The organism is Streptomyces sp. LS-MS-L19 (assembly GCF_058382285.1).
In genome coordinates this window covers 38,670-56,291 of sequence record NZ_JBYCLL010000001.1, presented here as the reverse complement: position 1 = coordinate 56,291, position 17,622 = coordinate 38,670, and the positions used below count along the sequence as shown (strand labels likewise).

13 protein-coding genes and 1 pseudogene are annotated in these 17,622 nt (G+C 68.8%); 6 read left to right on the top strand and 8 right to left on the bottom strand.

Annotated features, from left to right (window positions below; translation table 11 throughout):
- Window positions 1–288: 288 nt before the first annotated feature.
- The 3 genes from AC2XR2_RS00240 (at window position 289) to AC2XR2_RS00230 (ending at window position 5,172) form a co-directional block, all read left to right on the top strand.
- The gene (locus tag AC2XR2_RS00240) at window positions 289–1,440 is read left to right on the top strand and encodes an inositol-3-phosphate synthase (RefSeq protein ID WP_491513825.1); all 1,152 of its coding nucleotides are present in this window, start codon (window positions 289–291) and stop codon (window positions 1,438–1,440) included.
- A gap of 304 nt (window positions 1,441–1,744) precedes the next feature.
- Window positions 1,745–2,908, top strand: coding sequence for a sugar phosphate isomerase/epimerase family protein (locus AC2XR2_RS00235; protein ID WP_449352606.1), 1,164 nt, complete (start codon window positions 1,745–1,747; stop codon window positions 2,906–2,908).
- 143 nt (window positions 2,909–3,051) lie between these two features.
- The gene (locus tag AC2XR2_RS00230; RefSeq protein WP_491513824.1) at window positions 3,052–5,172 is read left to right on the top strand and encodes a PQQ-dependent sugar dehydrogenase; all 2,121 of its coding nucleotides are present in this window, start codon (window positions 3,052–3,054) and stop codon (window positions 5,170–5,172) included.
- Window positions 5,173–5,345: 173 nt separating this feature from the next.
- On the opposite strand, the gene AC2XR2_RS00225 is transcribed toward AC2XR2_RS00230, so the two are convergent.
- Window positions 5,346–6,017, bottom strand: a complete 672-nt coding sequence (locus tag AC2XR2_RS00225) for a hypothetical protein (RefSeq protein WP_491513823.1) — start codon at window positions 6,015–6,017, stop codon at window positions 5,346–5,348.
- Window positions 6,018–6,120: 103 nt separating this feature from the next.
- On the opposite strand from AC2XR2_RS00225, the gene AC2XR2_RS00220 reads away from it, so the two are divergent.
- Complete coding sequence (locus AC2XR2_RS00220; protein ID WP_491513822.1) at window positions 6,121–6,612, top strand: nucleotidyltransferase domain-containing protein; 492 nt, start codon at window positions 6,121–6,123, stop codon at window positions 6,610–6,612.
- Window positions 6,613–6,672: 60 nt separating this feature from the next.
- On the opposite strand, the gene AC2XR2_RS00215 is transcribed toward AC2XR2_RS00220, so the two are convergent.
- The 6 genes from AC2XR2_RS00215 to AC2XR2_RS00190 form a co-directional block, all read right to left on the bottom strand.
- Window positions 6,673–7,659: a L,D-transpeptidase gene (locus AC2XR2_RS00215; RefSeq protein ID WP_491513821.1), complete on the bottom strand. Its 987-nt coding sequence runs from the start codon at window positions 7,657–7,659 to the stop codon at window positions 6,673–6,675.
- Between the two features lie 151 nt (window positions 7,660–7,810).
- A complete protein-coding gene (locus tag AC2XR2_RS00210; protein ID WP_381308741.1) occupies window positions 7,811–8,581 on the bottom strand; it encodes an NPP1 family protein in 771 nt (256 codons plus the stop codon).
- Between the two features lie 213 nt (window positions 8,582–8,794).
- The gene (locus AC2XR2_RS00205; RefSeq protein WP_491513820.1) at window positions 8,795–10,096 is read right to left on the bottom strand and encodes a ThuA domain-containing protein; all 1,302 of its coding nucleotides are present in this window, start codon (window positions 10,094–10,096) and stop codon (window positions 8,795–8,797) included.
- A gap of 41 nt (window positions 10,097–10,137) precedes the next feature.
- On the bottom strand, window positions 10,138–10,923 hold the full coding sequence (locus tag AC2XR2_RS00200) for a glycoside hydrolase family 18 protein (RefSeq protein ID WP_491513819.1): 786 nt from the start codon (window positions 10,921–10,923) through the stop codon (window positions 10,138–10,140).
- Window positions 10,924–11,287: 364 nt separating this feature from the next.
- Entirely contained in the window at window positions 11,288–11,911 is a 624-nt protein-coding gene (locus AC2XR2_RS00195) for a hypothetical protein (RefSeq protein WP_491513818.1), read from the bottom strand.
- A gap of 141 nt (window positions 11,912–12,052) precedes the next feature.
- Complete coding sequence (locus AC2XR2_RS00190) at window positions 12,053–13,525, bottom strand: non-reducing end alpha-L-arabinofuranosidase family hydrolase (protein ID WP_491513817.1); 1,473 nt, start codon at window positions 13,523–13,525, stop codon at window positions 12,053–12,055.
- A gap of 426 nt (window positions 13,526–13,951) precedes the next feature.
- Here AC2XR2_RS00190 and AC2XR2_RS00185 point away from each other — a divergent pair, with 426 nt between their 5' ends.
- Together AC2XR2_RS00185 and AC2XR2_RS00180 are read left to right on the top strand one after the other, a co-directional pair.
- A complete protein-coding gene (locus AC2XR2_RS00185; protein ID WP_491513816.1) occupies window positions 13,952–15,382 on the top strand; it encodes an endo-1,4-beta-xylanase in 1,431 nt (476 codons plus the stop codon).
- A 252-nt stretch (window positions 15,383–15,634) separates the two neighbouring features.
- Entirely contained in the window at window positions 15,635–16,909 is a 1,275-nt protein-coding gene (locus AC2XR2_RS00180) for a carboxylesterase family protein (RefSeq protein WP_491513815.1), read from the top strand.
- Between the two features lie 106 nt (window positions 16,910–17,015).
- On the opposite strand, the pseudogene AC2XR2_RS00175 reads toward AC2XR2_RS00180, so the two are convergent.
- Window positions 17,016–17,482: pseudogene (locus AC2XR2_RS00175) on the bottom strand (AbfB domain-containing protein); the annotation flags it as partial.
- Between the last annotated feature and the right edge of the window lie 140 nt (window positions 17,483–17,622).

Sequence of the window (17,622 nt, the reverse complement as noted above, 5' to 3'; positions counted from 1 at the left end):
CAGTGGCTCGAAACTGACGACGAGTTAGGGCCGTACGCGCACCAATCGTTCGACCGTCCGACCGAGAACGACCCCGCACAGCGCACGACCAAGACCCTGAGGCACCCGCATCTCTCACCGGCGGCCCCTTGTCGCCGCTCGCACGCCGCAGCCGCGCCTTTACCACGGAGCACCCCTCCGGACCGCGGCCGAAGCCGTCCCCGTGCCGACGGTGGACGGGAGGCCCTCGCGCCCCCGCCGACCGTCCTCCAACCGCATCGGAACATCGACATGGCAGGGAGGCAGCCCGTGACCCACGACGGGAACGCATCGGAGCCCCACACCGTCGGGCGGACCGCACGCACCGGTGTCTGGTTCGTCGGAGCCCGCGGATCGGTCGCGACCACCGCCGTCGCCGGCTGCGCGGCGGTCGCCGCCCGACTGCGACCGCCGACCGGCATGGTCACCGAGACCGCCCCCTTCGACGGCACGGGCCTGCCGCCCCTCCACTCGCTCGTCTTCGGCGGCCATGACACCGCGCACTCCCCGCTGCCCAAGCGGGCCGAACACCTCACCGACGCGGGTGTCCTGCCGCACGGGCTCGCCCCCGCCGTGCGTTCCGAACTCCAGGCCGCGGACGAGGAGATACGGCTCGGTGGCCCCCTCCCGGGCGACACGCGGAGCGACGAGGAACTCATCGCGGACTTCGCGGCCGACCTCACCTCGTTCCGCGTGCGCAACGCACTGGCACGGGTGGTCGTCGTCAACGTCTCCTCCACCGAGCCACTGCCCGCACCCGACGCCGTACGACTGCCCGCGAGCTCCCTCTACGCGGCCGCCGCCGTGCGAGCCGGCTGTCCCTACGTCAACTTCACGCCGTCCACCGGGTTGCGCACCCCGGCCCTCACGGAGGCCGCCGCGGTCGCCGCGCTGCCCCACGCGGGCCGTGACGGCAAGACCGGCCAGACCCTGCTCCGCTCCGTCCTCGGCCCGATGTTCACCCAACGCGCTCTGGAGGTCCGCGCCTGGTCGGGCACCAACCTGCTGGGCGGCGGCGACGGAGCGGCCCTGGCCGATCCGGGCGCGGCCGCGGCGAAGAACGCCGGCAAGGAACGCGTCCTGGCCGACACCCTCGGACACACACCGCAGGGCGAGGTCCACATCGACGACGTCCCGGCACTCGGAGACTGGAAGACCGCCTGGGACCACATCGCCTTCGACGGCTTCCTCGGCACCCGCATGATCCTCCAGACCACCTGGCAGGGCTGCGACTCCGCCCTCGCCGCGCCGCTCGTCCTGGACCTGGCCCGGCTGGTCGCCCGCGCCCACGAGGCGGGCCTGTCCGGCCCGCTCCCCGAACTGGGCTTCTACTTCAAGGACCCCGACGCGGGCCCGGCGGGTCTGGGGGAGCAGTACACCGCGCTCCTGTCGTTCGCCGACCGCCTTCGGGAGGCGCGCTGATGCCGTCCTCCCTCCCGGCCCCACCCGCAGCGGAACTCCTTGCCCCACCCGCAGCGGCACTCCTGGCCCCACCCGATGCGGCACTTCTGGCCCCACCCGCAGCGGCCCCTGTCCGCGGCTGCCAGGTCCGCTTCCGTACGAGCGTCGACGACCGTCCGCTCGTCCAGTTCTCCACCCCCCGCGCAGTATCCGGCCGTGGAGCGGCCACCGAAGTGAAGTCCCTTCTCCTGCGGCTCCCCGGCCTCGCCGGAGGCGGAAGCCGCAAGGCACCCGCAGCACCGCGACGACGAAAGAGAGAACCACTGTGACCGCGTTCAACGACGAAGCCGTCACCGGCGACGCACTGCGCCGCACCCTCGGCGTCAGCCGCCGCCGCTTCCTCAGCACCTGCACGGCCGTCACCGGGGCGGCGATCGCGGCCCCGGTCTTCGGCGCCTCGCCCGCCCTGGCGCAGAACGGACCGGAAGCCGCCGGCCATGACCGCGGCCGTTCCGCCCTGGTCCCGCCGCACAAGCGCGGCATCATCCTCTACACCGTCCGGGACGCGATCGGCCGCGACCCGCTCGCCTCGGACCTGCCCTCCGGCTTCCGCGAGGTCTTCAAGCAGCTGTCCCGATTCGGCTACCGCCAGGTGGAGTTCGCCGGCTACGGCCAGCACGCCAACGCACCCGGTGGCGCCGACCTGGGCACCGTCCAGGGCGCGAAGCTGCTGCGCTCCTGGCTCGACGAGTACGGCCTGCGGGCACAGGGCAGCCACGGCTACATCCCGCCGTCCTGGCCGTTGACGCCGGCCGACAAGGACACCTTCAAGCGCTGGCTGGAGATCTCCAACATCCTCGGCATGGACCACATGGGCACCGGCGCCGACCCCACCAACACCCCCTACCGGGCCGACTGGGACGTCGCCGCGCAGAAGTGGAACACGCTGGGCGCCATCGCCCGCCGCGAGGGCATCAAGCTCTACACCCACAACCACGACGCGGCCTACGACTTCCTGCTCGACGGCGGCCCGCTCGACGCCCAGGGCCGGCCGACCCGCAGTTCCGGCATCCGCAAGCTGGAGTACTTCCTGAAGGTGACCGACCGCAAGAGCGTCTACCTGGAACTCGACGTCTTCTGGGCGCACGTGGCCCAGTACAAGTTCCACACCTACACCGCCCACGACGGCTCCCAGCGCGAGCGCGTCTTCGACCCGGCCGCCCTCGTGGAGCGCAACAGCACCCGCTTCCCGCTCTTCCACGCCAAGGACGGCGTCGTCAACACCCAGAGCGGGCTGGGCTACGACATGGTGCCGTTCGGCACCGGCGACATCGACTACCGGCGGTTCTTCACCCGGGTGGGTGACAAGAACTACCGCAACCCGATGGTCGAGCAGGACAACGCGCCCAGCACGACCGTGCCCGGCCAGTCCCTGGACTACGCCCGCATCGGCTACGACAACCTCGCGGCCCTGCGCGCCCGCCACTGACGAAGCCTCACCCGACATCCCAGCAGACGTGCTCCCGTGCGCAACGTACGGAACGCGCCTGCCAGTTGACCCGCCTCCACCCTGCACCGGCCGGCGGCCGCGGACCCGCATCGCGGCCGCCGACCAGACCGAAGGAGTTCTGAGTGCGCAACAGACGGATCGTCACCCTCCTAGGGGCAGCCGCCCTGGCCGGAGCCGTGGGGCTCATGCCCGTCTCCCCGGCGCAGGCCGCCAAACCGGACCCCGCACCGCCGAACGCGTCGGACTTCCAGAAAGTCACCCTCAACGACCGCCCGGGCGAGCCCATGGCCCTCGCCGTCCTCCCCGACCGGCGCGTGCTGCACACGGCGCGCACCGGAGAGGTCCGCATCCACGACCCCAAGAGCGGCGTCAACTTCCTCGCCGCCGACCTGAAGAAGAGCCCCGCGGGGCTCTACCAGCACGACGAGGAGGGCGTCCAGGGCATCGCCATCGACCCCGGCTTCGCCAAGAACCACTGGGTCTACCTGTACTACTCGCCCCGCCTCGACACCCCCATGGACGACCCTGCCACCCCCGGCGTCAACGAAGGCGACGCACCCCAGTTCGGTACGGCCGCGGACTTCGCCAAGTACAAGGGCGTCACCCGCCTTTCGCGGTTCAAGCTCGTCGGCAACAAGCTCGACTTCGCCACCGAGCAGAAGGTCATCGACGTACCGGCCGACCGCGGCATCTGCTGCCACGTCGGCGGCAAGATCGACTTCGACGCCAAGGGCACCCTGTTCCTGTCGACCGGCGACGACTCCAACCCGTTCTCCTCCGACGGCTACGCCCCGCTGGACGACCGCGCCGACCGCAACCCGGCCTACGACGCGCGACGCACCGCGGGCAACACCAACGACCTGCGCGGCAAGGTCCTGCGCATCCAGGTCAAGCCGGGCGGCGGATACCAGATACCGCGCGGCAACCTCTTCGCGCCGGGCACCCCGAAGACCCGCCCCGAGATCTACGCCATGGGCCTGCGCAACCCGTTCCGCTTCGGCGTCGACGACAAGACCGGCGAGGTCTACGTCGGCGACTACTCGCCCGACGCCAACACCGCCAACCCGGGCCGCGGTCCCGCCGGCCACGGACGCTGGATGGTCATCGACCGCCCCGCCAACTACGGCTGGCCGTTCTGCGTGACCCAGGACATGCCCTACCAGGACTACGACTTCGCCACCCAGACCTCCGCCGGCGCCTTCAACTGCGCCAAGCCGGTCAACGACTCCCGCCACAACACCGGCCGCAGCGAGCTGCCCCCGGTCGAGGACGCGGAGATCGTCTACGGCTACGGGGCCTCCGCGGAGTTCCCGGAGCTCGGCACGGGCGGCATCGGCCCCATGGGCGGCCCGGTCTACCAGTACAACAAGAGCAACAAGGCCCAGAACCGCTGGCCTTCGTACTTCGACGGCAAGCCGCTCTTCTACGAGTGGACCCGTGACCAGATGAAGGCCATCACCCTCGGCAAGAAGAACCAGGTCCTCAAGATCGAGGACGCGATTCCCACGATCAAGACGGACGGCCCGATCGACGCCGAGTTCGGCCCCGACGGCGCGCTGTACGTCCTCGAGTACGGCACCGGGTACTTCGCGGAGCTGCCCGAGGCCCAGCTGTCCCGCATCGACTTCACGCGAGGCAACCGCACCCCGGAGCCCAAGGTCGCCGCGGACGTCGTCAACGGCACCAGCCCGCTCACCGTCCAGTTCTCCAGCGCCGGCACGACCGACGCCGACGGCGACGCCCTGCGCTACGCCTGGGACTTCGACGCCGACGGCACGGTCGACTCCAGGGAGGCGAACCCGAAGCACACGTTCACCGAGAACGCCGTCTACGACGCCACACTGAAGGTGACCGACAGCACCGGGCGTTCGGCCTCCGCGTCGGTTCCGGTCGTCGTCGGCAACAAGGCACCGGTCGTCTCGCTCACCACCGACCCGGCCCCGCACGGCGGCACCCCGTTCCACTGGGGTGACACGGTCACCTGGCAGGTCACCGTCACCGACGACCAGCCGGTGGACTGCGCGAAGGTCAGCGTCTCGTTCATCCTCGGCCACGACTCGCACGGCCACCCGCTGTCGACGAGCAACGGCTGCTCCGGATCGTTCAAGACCTTCGTGGACGGCGGCCACTCCGGCTCCGACAACCTCAAGGCGGTCTTCAACGCCACCTACACCGACACACCCCCGGCCGGCCTGCCTTCCCTCTCGGGCAGCGCGGAGGTCGCCCTGACCCCGGCCGACTGACCGGCTACGACGAGACCGCGACGGGGCGCTCCGTGCCGGGGCGCCCCGTCGCCGTACGCGGACACGCGAGCAAGGCGGGCTGCTGGACGCACCCCCGGCCGGGCGGCACCGACCTTCCCCCCCGCAACCGCCACTTCACCAGGGTCGACGGCCGATGCCCGGGCCGTCCTCCCCTAACGCGTGGCCGTCTTGAGCCACGGCCTCAAGCTCCGCTGCGTGGCCCTCAGCACCTCGCTTCGGGACAGTTCGTCGGCGCGCTCGATCACGACGAGGTCCCACTCGTGCCGGGCCATGGCGCCAAGTGTCACCGCGCGCTCGCGCCGCAGGTAGGTCACCGCCGAGGCGAGGTCCGTCACCGGAGGGCTGACCGCGTACGCGGCGAGCTTTCCGACATACCAGTCGAGCCACCGCGCCCCTTCCCTCCTGACAGCCCGGGACAGGGCGGCTTCGGCATTCCCGTCGAGAAAGACCATGACCGGAGAGACCGGGGCGAGCACCGCCGTCAGCTCGGTCATGAACGCGCCGATCGTCTCCTCCTCGTGCCCCATGGCCAGCACCGTAGGTATGTAAGGCACCAGGGCGTCCGCGACCACCACGTCGTCGCCGTCCACCAGCACCGAATCGACGAACTCGGCGGTCGCCGCGATCAGCGTCGCCAGGTCGACCGCGCCGGTTCTCTCGAAAGACTCGGCCACCGCGCTGAACTGCGGCCTGGTCAGGACCTCCTCCTCACGGAAGTGGTCCACGCGCAGCCCGGCATCGGCCAGCCACCCGACCAGACCAGCGCACAGGGTCGACTTGCCCACTCCGGGAGAGGCCCCCCACACGCTGATCAGAACCGCCATGGTCGACGAGCCTAGGGCAGCGGCCCCCGGCCGACCGGCCCCGGAGGCGTCGAGAGAAAGCATTCGCTGCCCGCCCCCTGACACTCCTAGCCTGCGTCGGGTGATGACAGCTGATGACGTGTTGTTCGTCCTGGCCCTGCTCCAGCGAGCGGAGCTTGACGTCTGGGTCGGTGGCGGATGGGGGATCGACGCGCTGGTCGGCGTGCAGACCCGAGACCACCGCGACCTGGACCTGATGCACCGGCAGGACCAGGAAGCCGCCGTAGTCGCCGCTCTCTCCACGGCAGGTTTCGCGGAGAGCCTGAACTGGCGACCCATCCGCTTCGTCGTGAAGTCTGCGGACGGGCGGGAGATCGACCTTCATCCACTGGTCTTCAGCGCTGACGGCTCAGCGGCGCAGGCGTCCCCCGACCCGCAACATCCCTTCGCCTATCCCTCGTCCTGCTTCGTCACGGGCACCATCCAGGGAACACCCGTCCCGTGCCTGTCCGCCGAGCAGCAGGTCTACTTCCATCAGGGGTACGAGCCAACGGAACGCGACCGCCAGGACATGGCGCAACTCCGCCGCGTCTTCGGGATCGCCACGCACTTCTGACCCCGACCCGACAGGACGGCGCCTTCCGGCAGAGAGTGGAGAATCCCACTCTCATGTGCGTCAAAGAGACGCGGTCGTCGACTCTCCGGAGGCGCTGCCCGCGAGCCACTGGTCCCAGTCCAGGTTGAAGTCGGCGTAGCCGTTGTCGGCCGGCGCCTTGCCGCGGGGGGAGCCGGTGATCGTGACGGGGTCGCCCTGCTTGACCTGGCCGTAGAACCACTTGGCGTCCGACAGGGACAGGTGGACGCAGCCGTGCGAGCCGCGGGCGCTGCCGCTGCCCGGGTTCGGGTCGCCGGTCGAGTAGTGGACGTAGGTGCCGGACTGGGTGAGGTGGATGTCCCAGGGCAGTGTCAGGTCGTAGTAGTTGGGACTGCCCTTGTCGCAGCTGATCCCGACGCTGCAGGAGGTCATGTGGACCTTCTCCTGCTTGTCGATGACGGCCATCGTGCCGTCCCACGTCGGGAACTCGGCGCTGCCCGCGTTGATCGACAGGGTGCGCACCAGGGTGCCGTTCCGGGTCACCTTCATGGTGTGGCCGGTCACCGAGACGTCCGCGCGCACGTCGTCACCGATCTTGAAGGTGTGCGTGTAGCTGTGCACGCCGTATCGTCCGTTGCCGTTGCTGACGCCCGTCATGTCGGCGTCGATCTTCACCGTCGTACCGGAGGGCCAGTACGTCTTCGGGCGCCAGTCGGCGCGCTTGTCGCCCATCCAGTGCCAGGCGCCGGCCACCGGCTGGGAGGCACTCACCTTCATGTGCTTCTCGACGGTGGCCCGCGCCTTGGCCGCCACGGGGTTCGTGAAGATCACCGAGATCGGCATGGCCACGCCGACCGTGGTCCCCGTCTGCGGGGTGATCGTCTCCAGCAGCATCGGCGGACCCGCGGGCTTCGTCGGTGACGGGGAGGCGCTCGCACTCGGCTCGGCCGAGGCCTTCGCGTCGCCCCCGCTCGCCGTGTCGCTGCCGCCTCCGCCGCAGGCGCTCGCGCCCATCAGCGTCACACCCGTGACGAATGCGATCCATATGCTGGTCTTGCGCCGTCCCACGAACTGCCCCGGTCTGCTCGCTCCTCGGCCCTGACGGGCCCATCTCCCTGTCAGACAGAGAAGACGTAGGTGGCAGTTGCATGCGTCGCGTAAAGCGTGTCCCAAGGTTCGCGCCGCCCTGCGACGAGGACGTACGGGGAAGGCGTGGACGTCATGCGTACGGGTCGAAGGGGATGTCGCCCGGCTTGGCCTTGTTGAGCGTGTCGTTGAACTTGGAGTCCTGGAGCGGGAGGTTGGCGCTGCCCCAGTCGGAGCCGTTCAGGACCGTGCGCAGGTTGGGGGCGAGGTTGTCCCAGGTGAGCAGGTTCTCCTGGTGCCAGGCGCCGGTGTCGTTCTCCGCCGTCTCGCCCCACTTGGCGAAGCGGAAGGCGTGGGTGCTGGCGCCGTCCTTGTGGTACACGGCCATGACCCGCTGGCCGCTCATCGGAACGTCGGCGATGGGGTGTGTGCTGAAGCCGCCGTGCCGGGAGGCCGACAGGTAAGACGGCGTGTCCGCTCCCTGCTGGACCCATACGACCATGCACTCCCAGTCGTGACGGTGGCCGATGCCGGGGGAGGCCTCGTCCTTCTCGAAGTAGCTGGCGTAGATGATCCCGCACCAGCCGTTGTTGCACTTGGCCCGCGAGTAGGTGTTGGCGTGGCCGAGGTGGCCGTCGCGGCACTGGCCGGTGATGGGACCGGTCGGCTTCAGGCCGCCGTTGAGGGTTCCGTTCGCGTCGATGGCGGCGGCCGGGTAGCAGGAGTCCGTGTCGTAGTCGTACACGGGCTCGAAGTACTTCTGGAACGTGGTGGCGTTCTCGGGGAGGTTCTGCAGCACGCCGGCGGAGGCGCTGCCCGTCAGGGTGACGGCGAGAGCGGCGCCGCTCCCCGTGACCGCGGCGGCTCTGGCAATCCGGAAGGTTCTGCGGGTGGTTCGAGGCATGGGGGTCTCCGTGGCGACATGACGATCGCGGACATGACATCCGGCGTGTGTGCAGACAGAGACTGGCAAGCCGAGAGGGGGATGGAAGGGCTTTCCACCAAACTCAGGGAGGTTTTTTGCTGAAGTGGAATCGGTGCACGTGGGCTGATCAGCCGGCCCCGGAACGAGGACTGCTCCCCGTTCCGGGGCCCCCTTGTGTCGCCGCGCAGTGGCTCAGGACTGCGCGGCGAGCTGGAAGGACTGCGCGGCCGAGCCGTCGCAGGTCCGCTGGGTGAGCTGGACGCTGTTCGTCGCCGCCGCGGCAGCTGTGAGGCACTTGCCGCTGTGCCGGGCGACGAAGTGGTAGCGCCCGCTGGTCTCGCGCACCGGCTGCCATTGTTGATTCGTGCCGCCGGAGTAGGCCCACAGCTGCAACGGCGCGTTGTCGGCCGTCGAGCGGTCGGTCACGTCGATCACCTGCGCGGAGTCGCCGCGGGCGGTGATCCGGAGGTACCCGCTGTCGGTGCCGCGGAACTGGAACTGCTGCGCGAGCGTGCCGTTGCAGGCGTACTGCTGGATCGCCGTCCCGTTCGCGGTCGCTGCCGAACGGGCGTCCACGCACGTGCCGTTGCCGCCGTTCCGCACGCTGTACCAGGCGGTCTCGGAGATCTCGTCGCCGGTCGGAGGCGTCGTGGAGCCGCTCCCGCCCAGCCACTTGAGCCCGTCCAGCAGGAACCGGTTCTGTGTCGCGCTCGCGAACGTCGACGACAGCCGCGTGTTGGTGGTGTAGTTCATCGCGTTGTGGCCGAAGTTGGCGTACAGCATCCTGTACTTCGTGTTGGTCCACAGGATCGGGTAATAGCCGCTGTACCAGGACTGGTTGGGGTCCGTGCCGACCGGGAAACTGCTCGGGTCGATCGATGCCAGGACCTTGATGTCCGGGTTCTGGCGCAGATCCCTGGACCAGCTGTACCACTCGCTGACCGACGAGGTGAACGTGGCCGGCAGGTTCACGGTCGCGGGGCTCGTGCGGTCCTCCACCTCCAGGGTCACCGCGGTCGGCCCCCACGTGTTGGACGCGAAGTTGCCCGAGCCGAGGAACGTGTTGTGGTACCAGGACCAGCTCCCCGCGTCGGTCGTGAACGCCGAGACATGGAAACCGAGGAAGCCGCCGCCACCCCTCATGTACGCCTCGAAACCGGAGCGTTGGGCGGACGTCTGCGGAAGATCGTCCAGGAACAGGACGACCTGGTAGGCGTTGACCCCGCCGTTGGCCAGCAGGTCCCAGTCGGTGCTGGCCGTGTAGGTGAAGCCGTTGGCAGCCGCCTGCTGCGGGAACCAGGCGTTCGCCTCCTTGTCGAAGTCGATGTGCGCCGCGTCGTAGGTGCCGCTGTACAGGGCGAGGACCTTGAACGGGGTCGCGGCGGTGTCGGCCTGTGCGACGGGCGGTACGGCCGCGAGGCCCAGCAGCGTGGCCAGCAGGAGCAGGACGCGCAGCAGCGTGCGGGTGGAGCCGCCGGATGTAACGGTGTTCATCTTGTGGCCGATCCCTTCCTCGTGGTCGCCTCGCGTGCCGTTCACCCGGTGTGCCGGGCGAAGACGCCGGTGAACTGCCCGTTGCTCTGACTCACGCCCGAGCAGGTGTCGTCGTTCGGGTAGGCACCGGGGCAGGGCCGGTCGCGGTTCGCGGACCAGCACGTGAGCCGTGCCAGGTGGTGGGCCTGGGCGTACCCGAGGATGGTCCGGAAGTCGGCGGTGGTGACGGTCTCGTGGTCGTCGGTGACGCCGTTCATCGATGAGATGCCCATGTGGCGGTAGGCGGCGTCGTCGCTGTAGCCGTACGCGTGCTTCAGCGCGGTCTTCAGCCCCCGGGCCGCCCGCTGGGTGAGGGTGCCCATGTTCTGGCCCGCACCGCCGAAGTCGAACGGCGTGGTCGCCCAGGCGTCCGCGGTCCGTTGCTGCACGGTGCCGTTGCTGTAGGCGTCGGCATCGAGGCCGATGTCTGTCGCCTTCAGCGAGTAGGCGTTGATGACCTTCTGGTATGCCGCCGCCAGTTCGTCGGCGCTGGAGCAGGAACTCAGGACAAACGCCGGCGCGCACCACTTCACGCCTGTCGCGTTCATGACAGTGTAGGGACTGCGGGGATTGCCCCAGCCGTTATGGAGGTACGGAGCGGTGCCGTTGCGGTCGTAGAGCTGTACGGCCGTACCGTCTGCCGAACGCGCACCGGTCACGTCGAGATACTTGCCGTCCAGGCCGGCGATGGTCCCGGTGGCGGCCGAGGCGGAGGGGGATGCGAGTGTGCCTACAGCGGTGAGGCCGAGGGAGAGGTCGGGAGTGCAGCGAAGGGCCAGTCGTTGCATGACGGGGCCTTTCGTTGAGGGGGGATGCCGCCCGTGTGCGGGCGGTGAGAGGTGAGCACGCGGGTTCACATATGTGTGGTGGGGATGCATGCGTGACGGATCTGCTGGCTGGTGAACCTAAAGGTCTACACCAAGGCCGTCAAGAGGTGCGGCCGGGCAAGTCCGCCAGGGCTGTGCTGAGTTGAGAAGTTGTAGGCGGAGCAGAGCAAGCAGCGTAGGAATGAGAGCGTTCCGGCGGTAGCCGTACAGGATGACCTGGCCTCGTCGACTCGTGTTGGCGACCGCCACCAGCCCGGTGCCCGAACGCCACCTTCCCTCTGCGAAGCCGGAAGACCGGAAACGCACCCCGCCGAGCTTCAGCTCATCAGGACGTGGATGCGGGTTCAACGCCCGGTGGGAGACCGTAGATCCCGGGCGCGGTGACGGAGTCGTCCTCGATCAGGGGCGGGCAGACGCTCCAGTTGGCGGCGATGCGCATCACCTCATGCTCTGTGGGCATGGCGGCGTGCCAAGCGTCCCATTCGGCGTCTCCCCAGTCCTTCCGTACCTCTTCCCGCCCGACCAGTCCGACGCCGAGCTCCTTCTCGATGGCGGTGGGCTCTCCCTGGCGCAGGGGAACCTCACCGGTCATGCCGATGTAGCAGTAGGCGCGGGTCACTTCACCGGATTCGACCTTGACCCATGCGTGATAGTCACTGACACGTTCGGTGCGGAAGTACTGGAAGTCCCCGATGAGCGCGGCCAGCGCCCGCAGCCGACCGGGAAAGTCCGGGTACGTGGGGTCGGTGTCGTGCAGCAGGTGCATCCGGCCATGGGCGAGCGTCCACTCCGGGACGGGCCGGGCGACGAAGACACCGTGGTCGTAGGCGAGTTCGGTGCCGGTCTCCCAGTCGAGGCGCTGCCGATACCGCAGCTCGAGGGCATCGGCCACTTCCTCCGGCGAGGCGTCGCGCACCGCCAGCCATGTCGTCTTGAAGCCGAAAGACATGAACCCTCCCACCGTGGTGTCCCTGAACCATGGGGGATCATCGCAGACGGCACCGACAACGCCCTGGGCGGTGGAGACTCGGGCGGGCCCGGCTCTTCGCCGGGCCCGCCCAAGTCGGCCTTCTGCGGGGGCTGCGTCCGGTCAGCGCTGGAGGGTCAGCAGGCCCGGGCGGTAGGGCAGGAGGCCGTAGTCGCCGCCGGAGCTGGGGCTGCGGCCCTGGTAGAGCAACTGCAGATTGCAGGGGTCGACCGTCATGGTCTGGTCAGGGCTGGTGCGGATCAGTTCACCGTGGCTGATGTCGTTGGTCCAGGTGGCGCCACTGTTGGCCTTGCCGGCGAAGGGATTGCTCTCCGTCGCGGCCTGCGGCGTCCACGAGCCGTTGAGGCTGGTGGCCGTGAACGAGCGGAAGTAGCGGCCCTGCGAGCCGATCGCCTCGACGATCATGAGATAGCGGTTCTGCCCTTGCAGCTTGTAGACCTGCGGGGCTTCGAACAGGTTGTTCGTCGTGTCGCTCATGACCACCGTGGAGGTCGAGCCGAAGCTGCCAGGGAAGTTCCCGATCGGCATGCTGGCCCGGTAGATCTTGCCGTTGTCACCGGCGAAGAACAGGTACATGTTCGTCCCGTCACCGATGAGTGTCTGGTCGATGGGGCCCGTCCCGGAGCCGGAGATGCTCCCGGAGAACAGCACCTGCTGCGCCGACCAGCCATTGGAGTTCGTGGGGTCGCTCGACGTCCGGTAGGAGAACGCGGTCCCGCCCCACTGGTAGGCGAGCACCCAGATGTTCTTCGGAGCGAAGTAGAAGAGAGTCGGCGCGACGGTGGCCGACGACATCGTGTTCTGGCCGGCCGAAGCCATCTCCGACCAGTTGGTGAACAGGCCGAAGTTCATCGACCCCCACTTCGTCCCCGTGTCGTGCGTCGTCGCGTAGACGAGCTGCTTGCCGTTGTACGGGACGACCGTGAAGTCCTTGAGCGAGACCCACCCCGACTTGGGCTGGGCCAGCGCGCCCGTGGACGTCCAGCGGTAGGCCGACGGAAGGTCGCACGCGCCGGGGGAGTCGCCACCGACCTTGACGAGCTGCCACTGCTGGTTGGTGCCGCCCCAGTCGTCGTACTGGACCACGTTCGCGTTGTCGGCGGTGGACGCGCCCTGTACCTCGAGGGCCTTGTTGCTGTGGCGCGAGATCAACCGCACGTAGCCGTCCGGGCTGTCGGCCAGGCGCCACTGCTGGTTGGTGGCGTTCAGGTCGGCCCACTGGACGATGGAACCGCCGTTCGCGGTGGACCAGTTGTACAGGTCGAGCACCTTGCCCGAGAGACGGGACTTGATGCGGTAGTAGCCGCCCCCGGAGTCGACGAACTGCCACTGCTGCTGGCTCTGGTCGTTCCGGGCCCATTGGGTGATGCGGGCGCCGTCACCGGTGGCCATGTTGTAGACGTCCAGGGCCTTGCCGCTGTTGCGGTTGACCAGCACGTACGAGGCGTTGGGGTCCACGGTCGCCGCGCTGGCGGGCTGGGCGCCGAGGCCGAGGAAGGTCACCACGAGCAGCAGAGGGGAGAGGGCGACGAGCAGGCGTCTGAGCGGGACCGTGGAAGGGCGGCGTAACCGCATCTGGGGCCTCCTTGGGGCCGGGCGGGCGAGAGGCGAGGTTCTCGAAACATTCGATCCGCTCGCAGAACCTTCGACGGCACAAGCTAGAAATGCGGGGTCCCGAGGTCAAGGCTTGGCGCTGTTCTGTCTGCAAACAGTCGCTCGCTTCTGAGGCGTGAGGTCCGCGAACACGAGAAAAAAGAGTCCAGAGAGGGTGAGGTGCCTTTTCTCGGCTGCTCCGAATGTTTCGAGATAGATAGTGAAACTTTCTTCGCCCCAACATATTGACGGGCCACCGTCAACGCCTCAATCATCCGTCTCCAGGGGCGCACGGGCTCCGAGATTTCGAACCGCTGTGGCCGTACGTCATCGAGCAGCGGGGGAGTGGACGACTCCTCCCTGCTGCGCCCGAGTCATCCATCGACGCCCACACTGGAGGCAAAAGCCATGGGTTTGCATGTCCTTCCCGGACCCGCTGTCCGCCGGAGGAGCCGCAGTCTCCTGCTCGCGCTGGTCATCGGCGTCCTCAGCGCGGCCACCGCACTGGTCACGCCGCAGACCGCACGCGCCGCCGAGAGCACGCTCGGCGCCGCCGCGGCACAGAGCGGCCGCTACTTCGGTACGGCCATCGCCTCGGGCAGGCTCGGTGATTCGGCCTACACGACGATCGCGGCGCGTGAGTTCAACTCGGTGACGGCCGAGAACGAGATGAAGATCGACGCCACCGAACCACAGCGGGGACAGTTCAACTTCACCGCCGGTGACCGCGTCTACAACTGGGCCGTGCAGAACGGCAAGCAGGTCCGCGGACACACCCTGGCCTGGCACTCCCAGCAGCCCGGCTGGATGCAGAGCCTCAGCGGCAGCAGCCTCCGCCAGGCGATGATCGACCACATCAACGGCGTGATGAGCCACTACAAGGGCAAGATCGCCCAGTGGGACGTCGTGAACGAGGCCTTCGCCGACGGCAGTTCGGGAGCCCGACGCGACTCCAACCTGCAACGCACCGGCAACGACTGGATCGAGGTCGCCTTCCGTACCGCCCGCGCGGCGGACCCCGCCGCCAAGCTCTGCTACAACGACTACAACATCGAGGACTGGACCTGGGCCAAGACCCAGGCCGTGTACTCCATGGTCCGGGACTTCAAGCAGCGCGGTGTACCGATCGACTGCGTCGGCTTCCAGTCGCACTTCAACAGCGGCAGCCCGTACAACAGCAACTTCCGCACCACCCTGCAGAGTCTCGCCGCCCTCGGCGTCGACGTGGCCATCACCGAACTCGACATCCAGGGCGCGCCGGCCTCGACCTACGCCAACGTGACCAACGACTGCCTGGCCGTTACCCGCTGCCTCGGCATCACCGTCTGGGGTGTGCGCGACACCGACTCCTGGCGAGCCGACCAGACCCCGCTGCTCTTCAACGGCGACGGCAGTAAGAAGGCCGCCTACACCGCCGTCCTCAACGCCCTCAACGGCGGTACCAGCACGCCCCCTTCGGGCTCCGGACAGATCAAGGGCGTCGGCTCGGGCCGCTGCCTGGACGTCCCCAACGCCACCACCACCGACGGCACCCAGCTCCAGCTGTGGGACTGCCACACCGCCACCAACCAGCAGTGGACGTACACCAGCGCCAGCGAGCTCAGGGTGTACGGCAACAAGTGCCTGGACGCCGCCGGCACCGGCAACGGCACCAAGGTCCAGATCTACAGCTGCTGGGGCGGCGACAACCAGAAGTGGCGCCTCAACTCCGACGGGACCATCGTCGGCGTCCAGTCCGGCCTCTGCCTCGACGCGGCCGGAGCCGCCACCGCCAACGGCACCCTGATCCAGCTCTACTCCTGCTCGAACGGCAGCAACCAGCGCTGGACCCGCACCTGATGGGGGGTCGGGCCGCCGTCGACACGACGGCGGCCCGACCGGCTTCCCTCCCCTGGACGCGGCCGAGTTGGAACTCGCGGACCCAGTAGGGCCCCGTCACTCGTGTACGCACTCTTGACTCCTGTCACCGGTTGGCGTCCGGTGGTGTGAGCCTCGGCAGACGGGGCCGACCGTTCGCGCTCCTGGGCGGCTTCGCCCCGAGTCGGCGTGAACAGGTCGCGGTGAAGCCTCCGACCCCCACAAGGAGTCCGCATGGCACCACGTATCAGCCGTCGCACCGTTCTGGCCGCCGGAGCGAGCGCCGCGGGCCTGTCCCTGCCGGGAGTTGCCGCCCACGCAGACGACGGTGCGACCACCAGCGTGAGATTCACCCTGAACGCCCAGGTGCTCGACGGCGGTGAACAGGTCACGTCGATCACCCTCAGGACCTCCCGGCTCGGCCCGATCGACCCGGCCGGCCTCACCACCGGCACCTTCGGCGTGCACGCCGAGGCCACCAGCCCGTTTCCCGTCCCCCCGGACGACATCATCTTCGGCGAGTACGACCTCGACCGGACGGTGACCGCCGTTCGCCTCGACCACCACGGCGACATCGTGCTCGAACTGAGCCACGGCGAGGGACAGACCGGGGGCGGCACGCTCGGCTACCTCGCGCGCGCGGGCCGCAACGTGATGCTCGACCTCGTCTACACCCTCACCCAGCACGCCCCGATCCCCTTGCGCGACCACCGGACGATCACCATCGACGACTTCGTGCAGCACCCGCGGTTGTCGGACCCCGAGGTGGACGCCTTCAGCTCGCACATCTCCGGCTCGGGAATGAAGTACCGGCTGTACGCGCCCACCGGCTCCCACGCTTCCCGGCACAAAAAGCGTCCGCTGATCGTCTGGCTGCACGGCGGAGGCGAGGGCGCCTCACTGCCCAACGCCTACTACGACAACGAGACCACGCTGCGAGCCAACCGCGGTGCCCTGGGTTTCGCGACCCCGCAGGCTCAGCGCATCTTCGACGGCGCCTACGTCCTCGCCCCGCAGAGCACCTCGTTCTGGATGGAGGACGGCCCCCGCTTCGCCCCGCTCGTCCACGAGATCATCAGCGACGTCACGCGCCGCAACCCCGTCGACCGCGACCGGATCCACGTCGCCGGGTGCAGCAACGGTGGCTACATGAGCATGAAGATGACTACTGTCTATCCCGCTCTGTTCGCCGCCTCGGTGCCGGTGTGCGGTGTCGTCGGGTCGTTCCCGGCCGGTGGCCCACCCCTGATCCCCGACAGCGAGCTGGCCCGGATCAGCACTCCGACCTGGCTCGTCACCTCGCGCGACGATCCCACCGTGGACCCACAGGCCAACACCGTGCACGCGCATGCCGTGATCCCTGGCTCACTGATGACGCTCTACGACCAAGTCATCCGGAACGGCTACCAGTTCAACGGCCACTGGTCGTGGATCTACGTCGCCCGCAACGAGCCCAGCATCAACGGAACCCACATCTGGCAGTGGATGGCAGCCCGGCATCGTCACTGACGGACCGACGGTCCACGGGGGCCGAGCGAGGACGAGCACGGCGTCCCGGGATGTTGCCGGGATGCCGTGCTCGCGGGTGGTGCGTTCAGAGGAGTCGGATGGCTGGTCAGCCCCAGGGAGGGGCGGTGAGCCAGCTGGTGTCCTGGGCCCACGAGGACGTGGCGTCCCGGGAGTTGGATCCGCCGTTGCCTGCGATGCAGGCCGTGCAGTTGTAGTGGCGCAGGTACTGGCAGGGGTTGTTGGTGGACTCGAACGGCAGACAGGAGCCGTTGGCCAGGGCGCGCGCGGTCGATCAACGTGGCGTCCGCCTTGTCGGTGGCCGGGCTGGCGGAGCTGATGCTGGAGATGACGACCTTGGTGTCGGCGTCGTCGTGGCGGAGGTAGTCCGTGGTGCAGCAGGGTGACGTGGTGGCCTGGAGGGAGATCCGGGAGCCGGGCGTCAGCGAACCGGTGCTGGTGGAGCCGCTGTTGTAGCCGGCGGCGGTGATGGCCCTTGCTGTCGTCGCCGCCGATGCCGAGGATGATCGCGCCCTCCTTGTGCATCGGGTTGAAGCCGGAGACGTTGGGGCGCAGCCGCTGGAGCCCATGGTGGGCCGGTGGTGAGGTCAGAACGCCCCGACACCATCGGCCGAGCACGATGGCAGTACATGCGGCAGGTTCGGCGTTCATCGTCGATGGCCCAGCGAGTCCTGGACGTTCGACGAGCCCCCTCA

Coding starts and splice junctions, on each gene's coding strand:
- AC2XR2_RS00195 (WP_491513818.1), bottom strand. CDS start 11,911: ATGTCTTTCGGCTTCAAGACGACATGGCTGGCGGTGCGCGACGCCTCG.
- AC2XR2_RS00210 (WP_381308741.1), bottom strand. CDS start 8,581: ATGCCTCGAACCACCCGCAGAACCTTCCGGATTGCCAGAGCCGCCGCG.
- AC2XR2_RS00180 (WP_491513815.1), top strand. CDS start 15,635: ATGGCACCACGTATCAGCCGTCGCACCGTTCTGGCCGCCGGAGCGAGC.
- AC2XR2_RS00225 (WP_491513823.1), bottom strand. CDS start 6,017: ATGGCGGTTCTGATCAGCGTGTGGGGGGCCTCTCCCGGAGTGGGCAAG.
- AC2XR2_RS00220 (WP_491513822.1), top strand. CDS start 6,121: ATGACAGCTGATGACGTGTTGTTCGTCCTGGCCCTGCTCCAGCGAGCG.
- AC2XR2_RS00205 (WP_491513820.1), bottom strand. CDS start 10,096: ATGAACACCGTTACATCCGGCGGCTCCACCCGCACGCTGCTGCGCGTC.
- AC2XR2_RS00200 (WP_491513819.1), bottom strand. CDS start 10,923: ATGCAACGACTGGCCCTTCGCTGCACTCCCGACCTCTCCCTCGGCCTC.
- AC2XR2_RS00185 (WP_491513816.1), top strand. CDS start 13,952: ATGGGTTTGCATGTCCTTCCCGGACCCGCTGTCCGCCGGAGGAGCCGC.
- AC2XR2_RS00190 (WP_491513817.1), bottom strand. CDS start 13,525: ATGCGGTTACGCCGCCCTTCCACGGTCCCGCTCAGACGCCTGCTCGTC.